The organism is Mesorhizobium sp. CC13, assembly GCF_039907765.1.
In the GTDB taxonomy this organism is placed as follows: domain Bacteria; phylum Pseudomonadota; class Alphaproteobacteria; order Rhizobiales; family Rhizobiaceae; genus Aminobacter.
This window is the reverse complement of record NZ_JARDJI010000004.1, coordinates 77,093-95,460: the sequence shown is the minus strand read 5'-3', so window position 1 is coordinate 95,460 and position 18,368 is coordinate 77,093. Positions and strand designations below refer to the sequence as shown.

The window sequence follows — 18,368 nt, the reverse complement described above, 5'->3', positions numbered from 1 at the left end:
GCAACACGCCCGCACGGCGCGGACCCGAAGACGGTCCGCGGAAGGAGACGTCATGACCATTTCACGCCAAGAGGTCGAAGAGTTCCTCTATCGCGAGGCCCGCTTCCTCGACGACAGGCAGTGGGACGAATGGCTCGCGCTCTACGCCCCGCATGCCGAGTTCTGGATGCCGTCCTGGGACGACGACGAGACCCTCGTCGAGGACCCGCAGACCGAAATCTCGCTGATGTACTATCCCACCAAGCAGGGGCTGGAGGACCGCATCTTCCGCATCCGCACCGAGCGCTCCAGCGCCACCAGCCTGCCGGAGCCGCGCACCATCCATCACATCTCGAACGTCGAGATCCTGGAACAGGACGCGGAGAAGCTGCAGGTCCGCTTCAACTGGCTGACCTTCAACTTCCGCTACAAGACCACCGATTCCTACTACGGAGCGTCGTTCTACACGCTCGAGAAGGGCGAGGGCGGGCTGAAGATCGCCCGCAAGAAGGTCGTGCTGACCAACGACTACATCCACCACGTCATCGACATCTACCACGTCTGACAGCCAGGGAGGATCGAGCCATGGCACACAGGATAGCCTTGAACTTCGAAGACGGCGTCACCCGCTTCATCGAATGCGACGGCAACGAGGTCGTGGCCGACGCAGCCTACCGGGCCCGCCTCAACATTCCGATGGACTGCCGCGACGGCGCCTGCGGCACCTGCAAGAGCAAGTGCGAGTCCGGCCGCTTCAGGATGGGCGACTACATCGAGGACGCGCTGACCGAGGACGAGGCCTCCGAAGGTTTCGTGCTGACCTGCCAGTTCCGCCCCGAGAGCGACTGCGTCATCAGCATCCCGGCGACCTCGGCCCTGTGCAAGAGCGGACCGACTGTGTTCGAGGCCGCGATCGCCGACGTGCGCAAGCTCTCCAACACCACGATCGGCTTCACCGTCGCGCTCGACCAGCCGGAAGCGCTCAGCTTCCTGCCCGGCCAGTACATGCAGGTGTCGGTTCCGGGCACGGCCGAGAGCCGGGCCTATTCGTTCTCGTCCTGCGTGTCGGGCGGCCGCGCCGACTTCCTGGTGCGCAACATCCCGGGTGGACTGATGTCGACCTATCTGTCCAGCCAGGCGACTTCCGGCGACCGGCTGACCCTGCGCGGCCCGGTGGGGGCGTTCTACCTGCGCGAGATCCGCAGGCCGACGCTGTTCCTCGCCGGCGGCACGGGGCTCGCGCCCTTCCTCGCCATGCTCGAACATCTCGACGAGGAGGGCGGACCAGCCCATCCGGTGCGGCTGGTCTATGGCGTGACGCGCGACGCCGACATGGTCGAGGTCGAGAAGCTCGCCCGCTTCGCCGAAACGATGGCCAACTTCAGCTACGACGTGTGCGTGGCCGACAAGGACAGCGCCCACGGCCTGAAGGGTTTCGTCACCGATCACTTCGGCGCGGCCGACCTCAACGACGGCGAGGCCGACGTCTATCTCTGCGGCCCGCCGCCGATGGTGGATGCCGTGAAGGCGCATTTCGACAGGATCGGCGTGAAACCCGCCTCCTTCCACTACGAGAAGTTCCTCGCGGCGGAGACGACGACGTGACCGGCCGGGCGCAGCGTTTCGCCGGCAAGGCGCTGGTCGTCACCGGTGCCGCGCAAGGCATCGGCCGCCAGGTGGCGATGCAAGCCGCGAGCGAAGGCGCGCATGTGGCGCTGGTCGACCGCTCCGAACTGGTCAAGGAAGCCGCGGCCGAGATCGTGGCGGCCGGCGGCAGGGCGGTCGCCATACTTGCCGACCTCGAAGGCTGGGCCGGCGCACGCGGTGCCATCGAGGAGGCGCGCGCCGCGCTCGGACGCGTCGACGTGCTGGTCAACAATGTCGGCGGCGCGATCTGGATGCGGCCGTTCGAACATTTCGACGAGGCGCAGATCGAGGCGGAGATCCGCCGGTCGCTGTTTCCGACCCTGTGGTGCTGCCGCGCCGTGCTGCCGCTGATGATCGAGGCCGGCGGCGGGTCGATCGTCAACGTCTCGTCGATCGCCACGCGCGGCATCAACCGCGTGCCCTATTCGGCGGCCAAGGGCGCGGTCAACGGGCTGACGGTGGCAATGGCGATGGAGAATGCCGAGCGCGGCATCCGCGTCAATGCGGTGGCGCCGGGTGGCACCGAGGCGCCGGCGCGCCGCATTCCGCGCAACACCTCGGCCCAGGACGAGCGCGACGCGACCTGGATGCAGGAGGTGGTCGAGCAGACCAAGGCCACCAGCTTCATGAAACGCTACGGCACGCTCGAAGAGCAGGCCAACGCCATCCTGTTCCTGGCCTCGGACGAGGCCTCGTACGTGACCGGCACCATCTTGCCGGTGGGTGGCGGCGACAGCGGCTGAGGCGGCTTGCGAGGAGGAGGCCTCGCACGCTGACAAGCTGATGAACGACAACAAACGGAGGAGTGTGAAATGACCAACATCAAGTCCACAGCGCAGACCCTGGTAATCACGCGCAGGAACTTTCTCGGCGCAACGGCGGCCGGCGCCGCAGGCCTCGCCCTCGGATTTCCCAAGCCTGCCATCGCCCAGGGAGCACCGCTCAAGGTCGGGCTGATGCTGCCCTTCAGCGGCACCTACGCCAGGCTCGGGCAGTTCATCGAGAACGGCTTCAACCTCTATGTCGAGCAGAAATCCGGCATGCTCGGCGGACGCAAGGTTGAGTTCATCCGCCTCGACGACGAGTCCAAGCCCGAAACCGCGACCGACAACATGAACAGGCTGGTCAGCCGCGACAAGGCCGACGTGGTGATCGGCACCGTGCACTCCGGCGTCGCCATGGCGATGGTGAAGGTGGCGCGCGACAGCGGCGTGCCGCTGATCATTCCGAATGCCGGCGCCGACGAGGCGACGGGGCCGCTCTGCGCGCCGAACATCTTCCGCACCTCGTTCTCCAACTGGCAGCCTGCCCATCCGATGGGCAAGGTCGTGTATGACGAAGGCCACCGCAACGTACTCACCATCACCTGGCGCTACACCGCAGGCCAGCAGATGGTCGGCGCCTTCACCGAAGGCTTCGAGGCCGCCGGCGGCAAGGTCGTCGAGGGGCTGACGCTGCCATTCCCGGAAGTCGAATTCCAGGCGTTGATCACGCAGATCGCCACGCTGAAGCCCGACGCGGTGTTCGCCTTCTTCGCCGGCGGCGGGGCGGTGAAATTCGTCACCGACTATGCGGCCGCGGGGCTCAAGGGCAAGATCCCGCTCTACGGCACCGGCTTCCTGACCGACGGCACGCTGAAGGCGCAGGGCGACGCGGCGAGCGGCATCCGCACCACGCTGCATTATGCCGACGACCTCGACAATCCGGCCAACAAGGCGTTCCTGTCGGCCTTCCAGGCCAAGACCGGCGAGGCGGGCGACATCTACGCCGTCCAGGGTTTTGACGCGGCGGCACTGCTGGAAGCGGGCTTGACCGCCACCGGCGGCGACGCCTCGGCGCGCGAGGCGCTGTTTGCCGCCATGGCGGGCGCCAAGATCGACAGCCCGCGCGGGCCGCTCAGCTTCTCGGCCGCGCACAACCCGATCCAGAACATCTACCTCCGCGAGGTCCGCGACGGGCGCAACGCCTTCGTCTCGGTCGCCGGCGAAGCGGTGCGGGACCCCGCGCGCGGCTGCCGCATGGCCTGAACGGCGGGCGCCATGCGCCCGCTCCCCTCTCGGACAGGAGACCGTCATGGATATCGGCACCTTCGCCATCCAGCTCCTCAATGCCGTCCAGTATGGGCTCGTGCTGTTTCTCGTCGCGAGCGGCCTGACCCTGGTCTTCGGCATCCTCGGAGTGATCAACCTCGCGCACGGCGTCTTCTACATGCTGGGCGCCTATCTCGCCTGGTGGCTGACAGTCGCCACCGGCAATTTCGCCATCGGCATCACAGGCGCCTTCGCCATCAGCTTCCTCGTCGGCATGGCGCTGGAGAGCGTGTTCATCCGCCGGCTCTACGGCCGCGACCATCTCTCGCAGGTGCTGCTCAGCTTCGGCCTGATCCTCGTCGTCGACGAGCTGCGCCAGATGCTGTTCGGGCGCGACGTGCAGTCGGTGCCGCTGCCGGAATGGCTTTCCGGCTCGTTGCCGCTGACCGACGTGCTGAACTATCCGGTCTACCGGCTGGCCGTCAGCCTGCTCTGCCTGGCGGTTGCGGTCGCCATCTTCCTGGTGATCCGCCGCACCAGGATCGGCATGGTGGTGCGCGCCGGCGCCGAGAACCGCGAAATGACGCGCGCGCTGGGCATCCCGTTCGACAGCGTCAACCGCTACGTCTTTGCCATAGGCATCGCGCTCGCAGCTCTGGCCGGAGCGGTGATCGCGCCGATCTCGACGGTGTTCCCCGGCATGGGCGACGGCATGCTCATCCTGTCCTTCGTGGTGGTGGTGCTCGGCGGCATCGGCTCGGTGCCGGGAGCCGCCATCGGCGCGCTGCTGATCGGGCTGATCGACACGTTCGGCAAGGTGTTCATGCCCGAACTCGCCGGCATCCTCGTCTACGTGCTGATGGCCGCGGTCCTGATCGTGCGCCCCACCGGCATCCTCGGCAAACGGGAGGTGTGAGATGCAACCCTTGTCTTCGCGCACCCATCTTGCGCTGCTTGCCGCCGCCGTTGCGGCGGCGATGCTCCCGGCCCTGGTTCCCGACTACTACGTGCAGTTCGCGGCCAAGGTGCTGATCCTCGGCACGCTGGCCATGGCGCTGAACCTCGCCGTCGGCTTCGGCGGTCTCGTCAGCCTCTGCCACGCGGCCTTCTTCGGCCTGGCCGGTTATGCGCTGGTGCTCGCCGCCCCCGAATACGACGCGCCGTCGTTGCTGCTGACACTGCCGCTGGCGGTGGCGGTTGCCGCCGCCGCGGCGCTGGTCATCGGGCTCCTGTCGCTCAGGACGCGCGGCGTCTACTTCATTATGGTGACGCTCGCCTTCGGCGAGATGCTGTTCTTCCTGTTCCACGACACCCCGGTCGGCGGCGGCTCGGACGGCCTGTTCCTGTACGTCAAGCCGGTGCTGTCGGTGGGCGAGACCGTGCTCGTCGATCTCGACTATCCGGTGACCTTCTACCTTGCCGCGCTGGCAGCTGCGGCAGGGACGTGGTGGCTGATCCGGCATCTCTTGTCGACACCGTTCGGCGATGCCCTGACGGCGGCGCGCGACAACGAAAGGCGTGCGCTGGCGCTCGGCATCCCGGTGTTCCGCGTCCGGCTCGTCGCCTTCGTGCTCTCGGCCGCGCTGGCCGGCCTCGCCGGCTATCTCTCGGCCGCCCAGTTCGGCTTCGTCGCGCCGCAGATGCTCGGCTGGCATCTCTCCGCCACCGCGCTGGTGATGGTCGTGCTCGGCGGCACGCGCCGCGTCGCCGGGCCGCTCGCCGGCGCCCTGGTCGTGACCGGGCTCGAGGAGGGGCTGAAGTATTTCATCGACGATTGGAAGCTCGTCTATGGCCTGATCATCATCGCGCTGGTGCTGGTCGCGCCCGGCGGCCTGCAGGACCTGGCACGGCTCGCCGGCCTCGGCAGGCGCACAGGCACGCCCGCGCTCAACCTGAAGGAGGCGAACAATGCCGGCTGACGTTCTCGAAGCCCGCGGCCTCGGCAAGCGTTTCGGCGGGCTCGCCGCCTGCGCGGACGTTTCGCTCAGCGTGCGCGAAGGCGAGGTCCATGCCGTCATCGGCCCCAACGGCGCGGGCAAGTCGACGCTCATCAACCTGTTGTCGGGAGATCTCAGGCCGACCGACGGCAAGATCCTGCTCGACGGCCGCGACGTCACCGTAAGCGGCCCGCACCAGCGCTGCCGGGGCGGCATCGGCCGCTCCTACCAGAAGACCACGATCTTTCCCGAGCGAACGGTGTTCGACAACGCTCGGCTGGCCGCCCAGGCGACGCGGCCTGGCGCGCTGGCCATGCGCTGCGACGGCAAACGCCGCGCCGACGTGCGCGAGGCGGCGCTTGCCGCACTCGCCGAAGTCGGCCTCGAAGGCCGTGCCGACACCCCGGCGAAGTCGATGAGCCATGGCGAACAGCGCCAGCTCGAGGTCGCCATGGTGCTGGCCACAGCACCCCGGCTGGTGCTGCTCGACGAGCCGCTCGCCGGCATGGGGCACGCCGAGGCGCGCCGCATGACCGGGCTGATCGCGTCGCTGAAGGCGGGCAGGGGCGTGCTCCTGGTCGAGCACGACATGGACGCGGTCTTCGCCATCGCCGACCGGCTCACCGTCATGGCCGACGGCAAGGTCATCGCCTCGGGCACGGTCGACGCCGTCAGGCGCGATCCGGTGGTGCGGGCCGCCTATCTCGGAGAAGCGGAGGAAGTGGCATGAACATGCTCCTGACAGTCGACCGGCTCGAGAGCTTCTACGGGCCGAGCCAGATCCTTCACGGCGTGAGTCTCGCGGTGCGGCCCGGCGAGCAGGTGGCGCTCATCGGCCGCAACGGCATGGGCAAGACCACCTTGCTGCGCTCGCTGATGGGGCTGGTGCCGCGGGTCCAGGGCATCATCGAGCTGAACGGCAGCTCGATCCGCGGCAAGAAGCCGGAGGCGATCTCGCAGGCCGGCGTTGCCTTCGTGCCCGAGGGACGCGGCGTCTTCGGCTCGCTTTCGGTGATCGAGAACCTGGTCATGGCGTCGCGCGCCGGCCGCGACGGCAAGCGCGGCTGGACGCTGGAGCGCGTGCTTCAGGTGTTTCCGCGCCTCGCCCAGCGCCGTGGCAACGGCGGCCACCAGCTTTCCGGCGGCGAGCAGCAGATGCTGACCATCGGCCGGGCGCTGATGACCAATCCCGACATCATCCTCATCGACGAGGCGACCGAGGGGCTGGCGCCGCTGGTGGCGGAGGAGATCTGGAAGACGCTCGCCGTCATCCGCGGCGAGGGCATCGCCACCATCGTCGTCGACAAGGACATCAAGAACCTCGCCAAGGTCGCCGACCGCATGGTGGTGATGTCGAGGGGAGGCGTCGAGTTCGACGGCACACCGCCGGAGCTGCTGGCGCAGCCCGAGCTGCTCGAACGCCATCTCGGCCTGCACTAGGGCGCGCATCATGGCCTTCGCCAGAAGCAACGGCATCGTCCTCCATTTTCGCCGCGCCGGCCGCCGGGGCGGCCCCCGGATCGTCTTCGCCAATTCGCTCGGCTCGGACCTGGCGATCTGGGACGAGGTCGCCGACGCGCTCGCCGCCGATTTCGACCTCCTGTTCTACGACAAGCGCGGCCACGGGTTGAGCGAGGTCGCACAGTCGCCCAACGGTATCGCCGATCACGCGGCCGACCTCGTCGGCCTGCTCGATCACCTGGGCTGGCGGAGTGCCGCCCTGTGCGGCCTGTCGGTCGGCGGGCTGATCGCGATGGAGCTCGCGGTGCGGGCGCCGGAGCGGGTGGAAAGGCTGGTGCTGATGGACACGGCGGCCAAGATCGGCACGCCGGAGGCCTGGAACACCCGCATCGAGGCCGTGATGCAACGGGGCGTCGCTGCGATCGGCGACCAGATCATGGAACGCTGGTTCTCGGCCGGCTTCCGCGACACCCGGGCAGACGCCTTCGCCGGCTGGCAGCGGATGCTGGAGCGCACGCCGGCCACGGGCTACGCCGACACCTGCCGGGCGCTGCGCGACGCCGACCTGACCGGCGCGATTGCCGGCATTGCCGCGCCGACGCTGGTGATCGCCGGCGAAGAGGACCAATCGACCCCGCCGGAACTCGTTGCCGACACGGCGCGGCGAATTCCCGCTGCGGCCTTCCGCACGATTGCCGGCGCCGGCCACCTGCCGTGCATTGAGCGTCCGGGCGAAGTCGCCAGCCTGCTTCACCACTTCTTGAGTTCCACTGTTGCCGCAAAGGGGGACAGGCTCGGCCGCGAGCGGGCGGCCTCCAGCGCCGGACATCCCGGACCCGGCCCACATTTTCAGGAATAAGGAGCCATTTCATGGATAAGACAGTCTCATCGTCCCAGACGAAACTGATCCGAGGCGATCACCTTGACGGAACTATTTATTCGCGCGGCTGGCAGCGCACCGCGCAGGCGGCCGACATCATCGAGCCGGCGACCGGTTCGGTGCTCGGCCGCATCGGCATGGCATCGGCCGGCGATGTCGCCAAGGCGTCGGCGACGGCGGCCAGGGCGCAGCGCGACTGGGCTTCGGCCAGCTACGACGCGCGGGCAGCTGTCATCCGCAAGGCAGCAAGCTTGCTCGAAACGCACTTCGCCGACGTGGTCGACTGGCTGATCCGCGAAAGCGGTTCCGCGCGCGGCAAGGCCGAATTCGAGACGCAGCTTTGCATCAAGGCGCTGAACGAAGCCGCCGCGCTCGCCTCGCAGCCGCAGGGGCTGGTGCTGCCCTCCGAAACCGGCCGGATGAACCTCGCCCGCCGCCGCCCGCTCGGCGTGGTCGGCATCATCTCGCCGTTCAACTTCCCGCTCTACCTCGCCATGCGCGCGGTGGCGCCGGCGCTCGCGGTCGGCAATGCCGTGGTGCTGAAGCCCGATCCGCGCACGGCGGTCTGCGGCGGGCTGGTCTTTGCCGCCCTTTTCGAAAAGGCCGGCCTGCCCGAGGGGCTTCTGCACGTGCTGCCGGGCGCCGGCGACGCGGGGGCGGCTCTGGTCGCCGATCCGAACATCGCCATGATCCAGTTCACCGGCTCGACCAAGGCCGGCCGCGTCGTCGGCGAGAACGCCAGCCGGCACCTCAAGAAGGTGTCGCTCGAACTCGGCGGCAAGAACACGCTTGTCATCCTCAAGGACGCCGACCTCGAGCTGGCGGTGAAGAACGCCGCCTGGGGCGCCTGGCTGCACCAGGGCCAGATCTGCATGTCGTCCGGCCGCATCCTGGTCGAGGCGCCGATCTTCGAGGCGTTCACGGCCGCACTTGCCGAGAAGGCGAAGACCCTGCCGGTCGGCAACCCGGCGACGGACAACGTCGCGCTCGGCCCGATCATCAACAAGGCCCAGCTCGACCATATCGACCGCGTGGTGAAGACCTCGGTCGAGCAGGGCGCGCGGCTCCTGGCCGGCGGCACGTATGACAAGCTGTTCTACGCGCCGAGCGTGCTTGCCGGCGTCCAGCCGGGCATGGCCGCCTTCGAAGAGGAGATCTTCGGGCCGGTCGCCTGCGTCACCTCCTTCAATGGCGACGACGAGGCGGTGGAACTCGCCAACCGCACCGAATACGGCCTGTCGGCGGCGGTGATCTCGCCCGACATCGGCCGCGCCATGGCGGTCGGCGACCGGCTGCGCGCCGGGCTGCTGCACATCAACGACCAGACCGTCAACGACGAGGTGATCAACCCGTTCGGCGGGGTGGGCGCCTCCGGCAACGGCACCAGCATCGGCGGCCCGAGCAACATAGACGAGTTCACCCAGTGGCAGTGGCTGACGATCCGCAACGCCCCGCCGGCCTACCCGTTCTAACGATCCCGGCCCGGGGTGGCAGTCCCGCCTCGGGCCGCGTCGACCGAAGTCAATTACATGGAGGGAGGAACCATGCCCACAAACATACAAGCCGTGACACCGGAACGCCCGGTGCTGCGCTACGCATCCCGGATCGCCCTCGATGCCGAGCCGCAGCGGGCCTGGGATGCGATCAAGGATTTCGACGGCATCCATCTCTGGCACCCGGCAACCGAGGCAACCGTGCTGCTGGTCGGGGAGAACGGCAAGCCCCTGGCCGTCAGGGAGTTCCAGGTGAAGGGCGGCGGCTTCGTCATCAGCGAGCTTCTGGCCTATGACGAGGCGCGCAGGTGGTACCGCTACCGCATCGTCAAGACCAGCCTGCCGCTCAGCAACTATGTCGCCGAGATGTGGGTGGAGCCGGGCGAGGCGGGCGGCAGCGCGGTGCTGTGGTCGGGCGAGTTCCAGCGGCCCGCCGGCAGCGCCCAACCCGCCGAGGCCGACCGCGCCACCGCGGCCCTGGTGCGGGATGTCTTCGAAGGCGGACTGGCGAACCTGCCGGCCGTCACGGCGCGCTGAGCGCGGCTCGCTTCAAGGCTCGGCGGGAACTATCGTATCGGTGCTGTGGTTGGAAGTGTACCGAGCCAGGCGAATTGATCGCTTCGGCATGCCGGTCACTCCAGTCGAGGCGATCCCTCAATGGGTTGGCCGCTTGCCGCGGGCCGCGCCGGGAGCTGGAATTCCGCGGCCAGGCTCGCCTGGTTCGGAGCGCAGGATGATCCTGTAGGCGGCGTTGGCGCCACCGGTCTCGGGACCGCCGCAGAGACACTCCAGCGCGCGCAGCAGCAGGTCGGCGACGTCATCCCGTCCGATGCTGACGGCCACCGTGAATGCCGCGACGATCGCCTCGTCAAGCGCAGGTTGTTGATGTGCCATGGCTCCGGCTTCCATTGTTCAAAGGTGCACCTTTCTGCAAATGGAAGGTCAACGGCATTTTCACACGTCCCATTGCGTCGAACGCCAGCCGTCACCTGCGGGCCCGTGCCCCGAGGAGGCCCGTGGGCCTCCTCGAGGTCAGGTTGCCAGCACTGCGGCCCGTCAGAAGAAATCCCACCACTTCTTTTCGGCGTGCCCGTGCGGACGAGAGGTGCCGTTGGTCAGCGCGTTGACGAAGGTCACGAAGTTGACGTCGTCGAAGTTGAGGCCGTGGAAATTGGCTTTCCAGTTCCCTTCCTGGTCGATGACGTGGGTGACGATGCCGTGCATCTGGTAGCCGTCCGCGGTCCTCTGGAACTTGTGTCCGAACTGCTCGGCCAGCTTGCGGGTGGTATCCTCGGGGTCGCCGGTCCTTGCCGTGAGGAACAGCCAGTTGGCGGGGTCGAGACCGTGCGTGGGACCGTAGTCGCGCATGACCGCGGCCGTGTCGTTGGTCGGGTCCGTCGTGACCGTCACGAAGGTCACCCGGTCCTTCATCGGCGTGGCGTTCACCAGCTTCTGGACCCCGGCGATCTTCTCGGCATGAAGCGGGCAGACGTCCGGACACGAGGTGTAGATGAAATGCAGCACCACGACCTTGCCCCTGAGATCGGCGCGGCCGACGGCGCGGCCGTCCGCCGTCTGCAAGGCGAAGTCGGGACCGGGCTTGTCGATCGGCTGGAAGTACTTTTCCTTGTCGCCGAGCATGGCGTCGACTTCATCGAGAGAGTGGGCTGCGGCCGGTGCGACGAGCGCACCGACGAGCAGCATCGCGACGATGCCAAGCAGAACTTCGCGCATCCTTCCGATCAAGGGTGGCAAGAGAGGCGGATGCCCTGAGAAAGCGAAACTCCTCCTGTTCATCGCCTGTCATTCCGTCGCGTAGACCGCGGGCTCTCCGGCGGTTTTGGGGAGAGCATAGACGGTGAAGGGCTCGGTCTTCTCGCCGCCCATGCCCGGCGATCCCATCGGCATGCCGGGAAGCGCAATGCCGGCAATTTCGGGGCGCTCGGTGAGCAGCTTTTCGACGATCTTCACCGGCACGTGGCCGTCGACGACATAGCCGTCGATGAAGGTCGTGTGGCAACCCTGGAAGTCGGCCGGCACGCCGGCCTTGCGGCTGATCTCGGCGAGATCGTTGCTCGGCTTGACCTCCACCTCGAAGCCATTTTGGCGCAGATAGTCGGCGTAGCCTTCGCAGCAGCCGCACTGGGGGTTCTTGTAGAGCACGGCCTTGCGCGCCTCGGCGGCATGGACGGTGGTGAGGCTGGTTGCGAGAAGGGCCATGGTGGCGAGAGTTCTAAGCATTTTTGTCTTCCTTTCGGTGTGGTCAATTGAGGTGGTGACGTTCATGTCTTGCCTGGTCATTCCACACGCAGCACCGTCATCAGGCCGGCGGTCTGGTGGTCGGTGACATGGCAATGCAGCATCCAGTCGCCGGGATTGTCGGCGACGAAGGCGATGTCGACGCTGTCGTCCGGAGCCAGAAGCACCGTGTCGGCCCACTGGTTGTTGGGGACGGCCACACCGTTCCGGCTGAGCACTCGGAAGCTGAAGCCGTGGAGGTGCATCGGGTGCCACCAGGCGGTGCGGTTGCGCAGGGTGACGAAGTGGCTCTGCCCTCTTGCTAGGGTCACGAGCGGCTGCATCCCGGCGTGACCGTCGCCGGTCATGGCGGTGCCGTTGATCGACCACACGGCCTGGCCGTGCTTCATGCCGCCCATGCCGCCGGACATCATCTTGGCCACGCCCTGCATGCCGGCGCCACCTTGCATGTTGTTCATGCCGGGCATGCCGCCCTCGAGCAGCAGTTCGTGCCGCGTCGCGTTCCGGACATCCGGTTCCGGCAATGGGTTGGGCGGCAGGCGGAGCGGCGCATCGAGCGGGTTTTCGCGCAACGGGGGCTGGCTGGAGTAGGCGAAGCCCGTCAACTCGTAGCCAAGCCCTTCGTAGAAGTCGTCGCGGATTGCGTAGCGCTTGCCGGGCTCGCCCAGCATGTCGACGACGAGGTCGAGGCGCATGGCGGGGCCGAGCAAAAGGCGGCCGTCCGCCGGCTCATGCGGATCGCAGGGCTGTCCGTCGACGGCGACGACGACGGGCCTGTGGCGCTCGAACCGCAGGGCCATGATGCGGGCGAGCGACGTGTTGACGAGGCGCAGGCGGATGCGCTCGCCGGCCCGCACTTCCAGGTCGGCAGGCGCTCGCCCGTTCAGCGTCACGGTGTTGCCGACGCGGCCCGACATCGCCGCTTCCATCGGGCTGCCGAAGCCGGGAGCGATCTGACCTTCCGGGTCCAGCCGCCAGTCGCCGAGCACCCAGAGAAGGTCTCGATCGACCTGGATCGGTTCCGCCTCCTCGACGATCAGGGCCCCGGCCAGCCCCCGGCCAAGCTGCTGCAGGCTGTTGGCGTGGGGGTGGTACCAGAAGGTGCCGGCATCGGGCGGCGTGTATTCGTAGAGGAAGCTCTCGCCGGGCCGGATCGGCGGCTGGGTCAGGCCCGGCACGCCGTCCATCGCGTTCGGCAACCTGATGCCGTGCCAGTGGACGGTCGTGTCTTCCCCGAGCCCATTCTCGACCAGGATGCGGACAGGCTCTCCCTGCCGCAACCGGATCTCCGGGCCGGGAATCTGCCCGTCGTAGGACCAGACGGCCGTCTCCGGAGCGTCGCTTCCCTTGAGGCGAGCGCGGCCGGGGGCCGGCGCGATCCGATATTCCGTCGTCGGCGCGGCGTTCCCCGCAGTCGTCTCCAGGCCAGTGGCCGCGACGGCAAGGCATGCACCTGCCCGAAGGAGGGCCCTCCGGGACATGCCGAAATTCAATAAATCAGTCATTCCAAACCTTCCGCATTGGTCGTGCACGGGCGGCGCACAGGCGAAAGCCTGGCCGGCCATGGGCAATTCACATCAGGCCCAGCAGGGGCGGATGTTTGCGACACGCTCGGAAGCCCTGGGGGCTTCCCCGTTCAGATCAGCGCGAAAGGTTTGGGAGGATGAGGGTCGGGAACCGCCGCTCGTCCGTCCGGCTCGGCCGACAGGCTCGGAGCCGGTTCGGATTGCGGCGCCACTATGTCGTAGGCAACGGGTGTGGGCAACAGGCCCGCAAGCGGAACAGCACAGGCGTAAGGACAGGGCATGGCCTTGCCGTTGTCCGTCCCCTTGTCCGGGCATCCGATGCAGTCGCCGTCCATCGGCATGCTCATATCCGACATGGTCGTCATCTTGACCGACATGTCGCTGGCCTGGATGGGAGACACGCTCAGCCCGGCGGCAAAGATGACCGCCAGACAGAAAGCCAATGCGCGCCTCAGACTGAGCATCGCCGGATATTATAGTGCCCGAGGCGACTTCTCAATCCGTCGTGCTGCGACGCGGCGGCGCATCGGGTCGTTGAGAGCGGCCCTGTTCGTCAACAATGCTTACGACATCGTCCGGATCGACCATGTGGACCGCCTGGAAGGCGTTGTAGGCATGAATTTGTGTACCTGCTGCGCAGGTCGACCTCCCGGGCGGGGACGCCTGGGGGACATGGAAGGCGACATCGAAGGGAGGAAATCGATGAAGTGGTTCCGGGCAAATGCCGCAATGCCGGCCGTGGCGCCATTTGCGACTGCCGCCCAGGCGTTGGACTAGCAGCGGCTACCGATCGCCGACCGAGGGGATCCGGGGCTCCAGTCGTTTGAGCTCCGGGACAGGCATTCGAGATCTACCCGCCTGATGAAGTGGAGGAATAGACCGGCATGAATGAAGATGTTCAATCTCACATTTCTAATATAATAAATAACCTTACAGATTCATTCTTCAACGAAATAAAGAAGATTGTCAATAATGATGTATTTCATATTGATGGGTATCTCGCTGCCGGAAAGGTCCCTGGCGAAAGCGGGGTGGGCGGGGATTGTTCATCGCAGGTGAGTCTGCAATCCGTGGGGGGCATGCGGCCCGACCTGGCAGCCCTGGCCTCGCAGTTTGTGCGCGCGCTCGCCGCAGAGGCCGCGCGTATGGCGAGCGAAGGCGGTGGCGCCGGAAGACCGGCCGCGTCGACGAGCGGCATTCCATCCCCAAATCAACCGACCAGCGGCGACCTGGAAGCGATGGTCATAGAAGACTGGGCGGGTCGCGTGGCCGGATCGACCTATCTGGAGGAGCACCTTCGGATACCGCGATCGACCCTGCACCGGTGGTATCGCGGCAACGAGGTCGTCGCCTTGCGCAAGGGCAGACAGCGTCATGTGTTTCCGCTGGCCCAGTTCGTCGACGGAAGACCCGCGTCGGGCATCCGCGAAGTGCTTTCGCATATCCCGCATCCGCGGCTTGCCTGGTTCTGGCTGATCCAGCCTTCGCCCGGGCTCGGCGGCCGCATTCCGATTGAGCTGCTCAAGCAGGACATCGTGGCCGACGTCATAGCAGCGGCGAAGGAACATTCCGCCGCATCCTAATTTTGCCCGCATGCCGAAAAGGTCAAAATGAACTGAGTCGTAAGTGACGATCTGAAGTAAAAATAATAACGTTCCGTTTGTGCCAAATGTATAGTATGTATTATTTGTACAATAACTGTGGTTTTAATATCACTATTATATTATAATGAGATACATCATTTGGAAATTAATGCCGTTTTGTTTTTGAAGAATCGCGACGGATGTATATGAAACCATCCTTGGAAATGGAGACCGACGTGATCTCATTTCCAATCGCCGAGGGCGCGGGAGGTATTTCTCGAATTGAGAAAAGGTTTCGTGCCGTTGTTTATTTCTTTTACCTGAGGATACATAATGGACATCAAGAGACTTGCTCTCAGTTCCGCTGCGGCTCTGCTCGCAGTTTCCGGCGCCCGTGCGGCCGACGCCGTCGTCGTTGCCGAGCCGGAGCCGATGGAATACGTCCGCATCTGCGACGTCTATGGCGCGGGGTTCTACTACATTCCCGGCACCGAGACCTGCCTGAAGGTCGGCGGCCTGGTTCGCTATCAGATCGACTGGTCGGACAACGATGACGGCTGGCGGAAGTACTCGGCTGCGCGCCTGAAGCTCGACGCGCGTTCGGAGACCGAATACGGCACCTTCCGTCGCTACATCGAGCTGCACTGGCAGAACGACGGCGGCGAATTCACGCCCACCTACAGCGACACCACCGCCATGTGGATCCGCTATGCCTACTTCGAGCTCGGCGGCCTGATGATCGGACGCAACGACACGCTGTTCGACGGCGGCGTCGACGGCGAGTTCGACAAGGGCGGCGGCACCTTCATCAACCAGATCCGCTACACCTTCGACGCCGGCAACGGCATCGCGGTGTCGGTCGGCCTGGAAGAAGAGCGCACCAACTACGACTACGTGCCGCTCGTCACCGGCAAGGTGTCGATCGCCCAGGGCTGGGGCTCGGTCAATCTCTACGCCGGCTATGACGATCGCTTCTCGGAAGTCGCGCTCAAGGGCATCGTGAACGTCAAGGCGACGGATGCCGTGACGCTCCAGGCGATCGCGACCTACGAGACGGGCGCGACCTGGTTCGGCCTGCTCGCTCCGTACTCCGGCTACGAGTGGTCGGTCGGCGGCTATGTCAAGTACGCCGTCAACGACCGGCTGTCGGTCGGCGCCGGCGGCCAGTACTTCGGCGACCGCCACACCGGCAACTTCGCCACCAACGAGACCGTCGAACTCGGCAACGACGACTGGGCGGTCGGCGCCGTCGTCGACTACAAGATCGTTGAGAACCTGAACGCCAAGCTGGCCCTCAACTACAATGACGGCGACAGCTACGAGGGTATCGATCCGGTCACCAGTGTGGAGCGCGACGGCTCGTTCAGCGGCTTCCTGCGGCTCGACGCCTCGTTCTGATCGGCCGATGCAATGAATGGTGCAAACCCGGCGGTAACACGCCGGGTTTGTCATTTTGGCGACCCGGCCGCGCCGAAGGCTGCGTCACCACGGATGACCGGCATTCGCTCAAATCGCCGCCTGGCCGGCCAGAACAATCACTTCTTCGTTCTCCCTGGAACCGTTCATCGCCCTACGGGTTTTGAATTCCCCAAAGAGCGGCGGGGGCGACTGCACATGGAGTTGAAGATGGAGCTTCGAGGCAAGCGAGTGGATCTCGACGAGCCGGCGACCTTCTATGAAAACCGGTTCACCCACGGCGTCTTTTTCGGCCACCTCTCGCAGGCATTGCGCCATGCGGTCTGCGCGCCGCTGACCAAGCAGCATCCGGCAGCAAGCATCGTGACCCAGTCGGGCGCCCAATTCGGCTGGGAAGAGATCAACGTCCTGCACGACCACCTCAAAAGGGCGCATTGAGAAGCCGGCACGCGCCAACCCAACTATGCCCCCCGGCAGGTTCCACGTCGTGCATTTGCCGCAAGCCGGCCTCGATCAGGATTGCGGCCTGCCGCGCCGGCTGGCGGCAGGCACGGACGGCTGGCGGCAGGCACGGACGGCTGGCCGTTTGTCGCCGCCTCGTGTTCTATCTGCTTGAGCGTCCTCTTGATGTCTTTTGCGTCGGAGTGCTCAAGCCCGACCACGTGGTTCCGTGCCTCGTTGAGGCTCAAGACGATCTCGTCCAGCTTGGCGTGGATCGCCGCGGTGTCGCGATTGCCCTGGATCAGCACCACGCCGGTGATCAGGATCGCCGCCACCGACAGCGCATAGGTCACGATGTCGGTCAGGCCGAAGGGGATCAACGCCGTACAGAAGCCCATGGCCGCTATCAACAAATAGAAGCCGGGCGGGCGGGACAGAAAACTGGCCAATCGAAACAGATGCGGGTCCACGGAGTTCGTCTCGGGTTGGGTCGATGGCAGACAACGCCGCGTGCCGGCATTTGGTTCACAGGAACCAGTCGCCGTGGCGTGCAGCGAATGCGGGGAACCTTCGCCACGCACCGTCATTGATCCAAGGTCGGGGGCTGAATCGAAGGAGCCGAAAATGCCAAGCAAGGAGAAAGGTCTCGAAGACCTGTTTCATGACGCGCTGATGGACATCTACTATGCCGAGCGCAAGATCCTGCGGACGCTGCCGAAGATGGCGCGCGGCGCGCAGTCCAAGGAACTCAAGGCCGCGTTCGAGAAGCACCGCGACCAGACCGAGGGCCATGTCGAGCGGCTCGAGCAGGTGTTCGAGATCATCGGCAAGCGGGTCCAGGGCAAGACCTGCCCCGCCATCGACGGCATCATCGAGGAAGGCGAGGAAATCCTCGACGAATTCAAGGACACGGCCGCGGGCGATGCCGGCCTGATCTCGGCGGCACAGGCGGTGGAGCACTACGAGATCACCCGCTACGGAACCCTGCGGCGCTGGGCCGAAATCATGAAGCTGCCCGACGCTGCCAAGCTCCTCGGGCTGACGCTTGCCGAGGAGGAGACGACCGACAAGGACCTGACGAAGATCGCCGACAGCTCGGCCAATCGCAAGGCACTGGCGGCCTAGGGCTGCCGAGGCTGCCGCGCCAGCGCGGCGGCCTCGCCTGCCAACGCCATTTCAAGGAGGGCTGATCATGCCCGACGACCCGACGAAGACCAAGGAAGATCGAAAACGTGTTTCCGCCGCGCAGGAATACGAGGTGGCAGACCTTGCCGACAGATACGACCTCTCCCGCGGCGAGGCCGCAGCGCTGATCAAGCGCTATGGCCCCTCGCGCAGCAAGCTCGACGCGATCATGGCGCAGCGCTTCTACGGCTGAGCCCGGCGCCAGCGGCCGAAAATCGAAGGGAGGCACACTTGTCTCTCGCCAGCATCGTCAACGACCGAACCCTTTCGCCTAGGGACAAGATCACGCGGCTTCGCGACCTGGAAGTGAGCATTCGGAGCCTCGACCGCGCGCTCTTCGCCGGCGCGGACGACGATCCCTGGTCCGTCCAGCTGGCCGAGATCGCAAGGGAGATCAGGGCGCTCGAGCAGCGCCAGCGCCAATAGCGAGTTGACCAGGCGGTCCTTGCAGTCGTGCGGACCCGGCACAGGTAGGGCCGTCTTGTCGCATCGGCCGGGGCCTCGCGCGCCGAGCGGAACCATTTCGACCTG

General features: G+C 66.1%; 22 protein-coding genes and 1 pseudogene. 18 read left to right on the top strand and 5 right to left on the bottom strand.

What is annotated here, in order from left to right; all coding sequences use genetic code 11:
* The first annotated feature begins 52 nt into the window (after positions 1-52).
* The 11 genes from benB to PV773_RS08325 all read left to right on the top strand — a co-directional run bounded on the left by benB (position 53) and on the right by PV773_RS08325 (position 9,964).
* Positions 53-544 carry a benzoate 1,2-dioxygenase small subunit gene (benB, locus tag PV773_RS08375; protein WP_347965907.1) on the top strand — a complete coding sequence of 164 codons (492 nt, stop codon included), beginning with the start codon at positions 53-55 and terminating at the stop codon, positions 542-544.
* A gap of 20 nt (positions 545-564) precedes the next feature.
* Positions 565-1,584 carry a benzoate 1,2-dioxygenase electron transfer component BenC gene (gene benC / locus PV773_RS08370; RefSeq protein ID WP_347965906.1) on the top strand — a complete coding sequence of 340 codons (1,020 nt, stop codon included), beginning with the start codon at positions 565-567 and terminating at the stop codon, positions 1,582-1,584.
* The gene (locus tag PV773_RS08365; protein WP_347965905.1) at positions 1,581-2,369 is read left to right on the top strand and encodes a 1,6-dihydroxycyclohexa-2,4-diene-1-carboxylate dehydrogenase; all 789 of its coding nucleotides are present in this window, start codon (positions 1,581-1,583) and stop codon (positions 2,367-2,369) included. The genes benC and PV773_RS08365 overlap by 4 nt, the downstream gene beginning before the upstream one ends.
* 69 nt (positions 2,370-2,438) lie before the next feature.
* Positions 2,439-3,653 carry an ABC transporter substrate-binding protein gene (locus PV773_RS08360; protein WP_347965904.1) on the top strand — a complete coding sequence of 405 codons (1,215 nt, stop codon included), beginning with the start codon at positions 2,439-2,441 and terminating at the stop codon, positions 3,651-3,653.
* A 46-nt stretch (positions 3,654-3,699) separates the two neighbouring features.
* Entirely contained in the window at positions 3,700-4,572 is an 873-nt protein-coding gene (locus PV773_RS08355; protein WP_347965903.1) for a branched-chain amino acid ABC transporter permease, read from the top strand.
* Between the two features lies 1 nt (position 4,573).
* The gene (locus PV773_RS08350; protein WP_347965902.1) at positions 4,574-5,575 is read left to right on the top strand and encodes a branched-chain amino acid ABC transporter permease; all 1,002 of its coding nucleotides are present in this window, start codon (positions 4,574-4,576) and stop codon (positions 5,573-5,575) included.
* On the top strand, positions 5,565-6,323 hold the full coding sequence (locus PV773_RS08345) for an ABC transporter ATP-binding protein (protein ID WP_347965901.1): 759 nt from the start codon (positions 5,565-5,567) through the stop codon (positions 6,321-6,323). Before PV773_RS08350 ends, PV773_RS08345 begins: the two co-directional genes overlap by 11 nt.
* Positions 6,320-7,033, top strand: a complete 714-nt coding sequence (locus PV773_RS08340; protein WP_347965900.1) for an ABC transporter ATP-binding protein — start codon at positions 6,320-6,322, stop codon at positions 7,031-7,033. The genes PV773_RS08345 and PV773_RS08340 overlap by 4 nt, the downstream gene beginning before the upstream one ends.
* A 10-nt stretch (positions 7,034-7,043) precedes the next feature.
* On the top strand, positions 7,044-7,913 hold the full coding sequence (pcaD, locus tag PV773_RS08335; RefSeq protein ID WP_347965899.1) for a 3-oxoadipate enol-lactonase: 870 nt from the start codon (positions 7,044-7,046) through the stop codon (positions 7,911-7,913).
* Between the two features lie 11 nt (positions 7,914-7,924).
* The gene (locus tag PV773_RS08330; protein ID WP_347965898.1) at positions 7,925-9,406 is read left to right on the top strand and encodes a benzaldehyde dehydrogenase; all 1,482 of its coding nucleotides are present in this window, start codon (positions 7,925-7,927) and stop codon (positions 9,404-9,406) included.
* Positions 9,407-9,478: 72 nt separating this feature from the next.
* The gene (locus tag PV773_RS08325; protein WP_347965897.1) at positions 9,479-9,964 is read left to right on the top strand and encodes an SRPBCC family protein; all 486 of its coding nucleotides are present in this window, start codon (positions 9,479-9,481) and stop codon (positions 9,962-9,964) included.
* A 117-nt stretch (positions 9,965-10,081) separates the two neighbouring features.
* On the opposite strand, the gene PV773_RS08320 is transcribed toward PV773_RS08325, so the two are convergent.
* The 4 genes from PV773_RS08320 to PV773_RS08305 all read right to left on the bottom strand — a co-directional run bounded on the left by PV773_RS08320 (position 10,082) and on the right by PV773_RS08305 (position 13,191).
* On the bottom strand, positions 10,082-10,321 hold the full coding sequence (locus PV773_RS08320) for a hypothetical protein (RefSeq protein WP_347965896.1): 240 nt from the start codon (positions 10,319-10,321) through the stop codon (positions 10,082-10,084).
* 162 nt (positions 10,322-10,483) lie between these two features.
* On the bottom strand, positions 10,484-11,161 hold the full coding sequence (locus PV773_RS08315) for an SCO family protein (protein ID WP_347965895.1): 678 nt from the start codon (positions 11,159-11,161) through the stop codon (positions 10,484-10,486).
* Positions 11,162-11,230: 69 nt separating this feature from the next.
* Positions 11,231-11,668 (bottom strand): DUF411 domain-containing protein, encoded by a 438-nt coding sequence (locus tag PV773_RS08310; protein ID WP_347965894.1) that lies wholly within the window; start codon positions 11,666-11,668, stop codon positions 11,231-11,233.
* 56 nt (positions 11,669-11,724) lie between these two features.
* Positions 11,725-13,191: a multicopper oxidase family protein gene (locus tag PV773_RS08305; RefSeq protein WP_347965893.1), complete on the bottom strand. Its 1,467-nt coding sequence runs from the start codon at positions 13,189-13,191 to the stop codon at positions 11,725-11,727.
* A 300-nt stretch (positions 13,192-13,491) separates the two neighbouring features.
* Between PV773_RS08305 and PV773_RS08300 the strand changes: the two genes are divergently transcribed.
* The 4 genes from PV773_RS08300 to PV773_RS08285 all read left to right on the top strand — a co-directional run bounded on the left by PV773_RS08300 (position 13,492) and on the right by PV773_RS08285 (position 16,649).
* Complete coding sequence (locus PV773_RS08300; RefSeq protein WP_347965892.1) at positions 13,492-13,989, top strand: hypothetical protein; 498 nt, start codon at positions 13,492-13,494, stop codon at positions 13,987-13,989.
* 107 nt (positions 13,990-14,096) lie between these two features.
* Complete coding sequence (locus PV773_RS08295) at positions 14,097-14,795, top strand: hypothetical protein (protein WP_347965891.1); 699 nt, start codon at positions 14,097-14,099, stop codon at positions 14,793-14,795.
* A gap of 333 nt (positions 14,796-15,128) precedes the next feature.
* A complete protein-coding gene (locus PV773_RS08290; protein WP_347965890.1) occupies positions 15,129-16,193 on the top strand; it encodes a porin in 1,065 nt (354 codons plus the stop codon).
* A gap of 12 nt (positions 16,194-16,205) precedes the next feature.
* Positions 16,206-16,649 (top strand): hypothetical protein, encoded by a 444-nt coding sequence (locus PV773_RS08285; RefSeq protein ID WP_347965889.1) that lies wholly within the window; start codon positions 16,206-16,208, stop codon positions 16,647-16,649.
* A 152-nt stretch (positions 16,650-16,801) separates the two neighbouring features.
* Here PV773_RS08285 and PV773_RS08280 read toward each other — a convergent pair.
* A pseudogene (locus tag PV773_RS08280) lies at positions 16,802-17,122 on the bottom strand (low affinity iron permease family protein); the annotation flags it as partial.
* A gap of 154 nt (positions 17,123-17,276) precedes the next feature.
* On the opposite strand from PV773_RS08280, the gene PV773_RS08275 reads away from it, so the two are divergent.
* The 3 genes from PV773_RS08275 to PV773_RS08265 all read left to right on the top strand — a co-directional run bounded on the left by PV773_RS08275 (position 17,277) and on the right by PV773_RS08265 (position 18,263).
* The gene (locus PV773_RS08275) at positions 17,277-17,777 is read left to right on the top strand and encodes a ferritin-like domain-containing protein (RefSeq protein WP_347965888.1); all 501 of its coding nucleotides are present in this window, start codon (positions 17,277-17,279) and stop codon (positions 17,775-17,777) included.
* Between the two features lie 67 nt (positions 17,778-17,844).
* Positions 17,845-18,030: a DUF3606 domain-containing protein gene (locus PV773_RS08270; RefSeq protein WP_347965887.1), complete on the top strand. Its 186-nt coding sequence runs from the start codon at positions 17,845-17,847 to the stop codon at positions 18,028-18,030.
* Positions 18,031-18,068: 38 nt separating this feature from the next.
* Positions 18,069-18,263, top strand: coding sequence for a hypothetical protein (locus PV773_RS08265; RefSeq protein WP_347965886.1), 195 nt, complete (start codon positions 18,069-18,071; stop codon positions 18,261-18,263).
* Positions 18,264-18,368: the final 105 nt, after the last annotated feature.

Coding starts and splice junctions, on each gene's coding strand:
- benB (WP_347965907.1), top strand. CDS start 53: ATGACCATTTCACGCCAAGAGGTCGAAGAGTTCCTCTATCGCGAGGCC.
- benC (WP_347965906.1), top strand. CDS start 565: ATGGCACACAGGATAGCCTTGAACTTCGAAGACGGCGTCACCCGCTTC.
- PV773_RS08360 (WP_347965904.1), top strand. CDS start 2,439: ATGACCAACATCAAGTCCACAGCGCAGACCCTGGTAATCACGCGCAGG.
- PV773_RS08355 (WP_347965903.1), top strand. CDS start 3,700: ATGGATATCGGCACCTTCGCCATCCAGCTCCTCAATGCCGTCCAGTAT.
- PV773_RS08350 (WP_347965902.1), top strand. CDS start 4,574: ATGCAACCCTTGTCTTCGCGCACCCATCTTGCGCTGCTTGCCGCCGCC.
- PV773_RS08345 (WP_347965901.1), top strand. CDS start 5,565: ATGCCGGCTGACGTTCTCGAAGCCCGCGGCCTCGGCAAGCGTTTCGGC.
- PV773_RS08340 (WP_347965900.1), top strand. CDS start 6,320: ATGAACATGCTCCTGACAGTCGACCGGCTCGAGAGCTTCTACGGGCCG.
- pcaD (WP_347965899.1), top strand. CDS start 7,044: ATGGCCTTCGCCAGAAGCAACGGCATCGTCCTCCATTTTCGCCGCGCC.
- PV773_RS08330 (WP_347965898.1), top strand. CDS start 7,925: ATGGATAAGACAGTCTCATCGTCCCAGACGAAACTGATCCGAGGCGAT.
- PV773_RS08325 (WP_347965897.1), top strand. CDS start 9,479: ATGCCCACAAACATACAAGCCGTGACACCGGAACGCCCGGTGCTGCGC.
- PV773_RS08320 (WP_347965896.1), bottom strand. CDS start 10,321: ATGGCACATCAACAACCTGCGCTTGACGAGGCGATCGTCGCGGCATTC.
- PV773_RS08315 (WP_347965895.1), bottom strand. CDS start 11,161: ATGCGCGAAGTTCTGCTTGGCATCGTCGCGATGCTGCTCGTCGGTGCG.
- PV773_RS08310 (WP_347965894.1), bottom strand. CDS start 11,668: ATGCTTAGAACTCTCGCCACCATGGCCCTTCTCGCAACCAGCCTCACC.
- PV773_RS08305 (WP_347965893.1), bottom strand. CDS start 13,191: ATGACTGATTTATTGAATTTCGGCATGTCCCGGAGGGCCCTCCTTCGG.
- PV773_RS08300 (WP_347965892.1), top strand. CDS start 13,492: ATGGCCTTGCCGTTGTCCGTCCCCTTGTCCGGGCATCCGATGCAGTCG.
- PV773_RS08295 (WP_347965891.1), top strand. CDS start 14,097: ATGAATGAAGATGTTCAATCTCACATTTCTAATATAATAAATAACCTT.
- PV773_RS08290 (WP_347965890.1), top strand. CDS start 15,129: ATGGACATCAAGAGACTTGCTCTCAGTTCCGCTGCGGCTCTGCTCGCA.
- PV773_RS08285 (WP_347965889.1), top strand. CDS start 16,206: ATGAATGGTGCAAACCCGGCGGTAACACGCCGGGTTTGTCATTTTGGC.
- PV773_RS08275 (WP_347965888.1), top strand. CDS start 17,277: ATGCCAAGCAAGGAGAAAGGTCTCGAAGACCTGTTTCATGACGCGCTG.
- PV773_RS08270 (WP_347965887.1), top strand. CDS start 17,845: ATGCCCGACGACCCGACGAAGACCAAGGAAGATCGAAAACGTGTTTCC.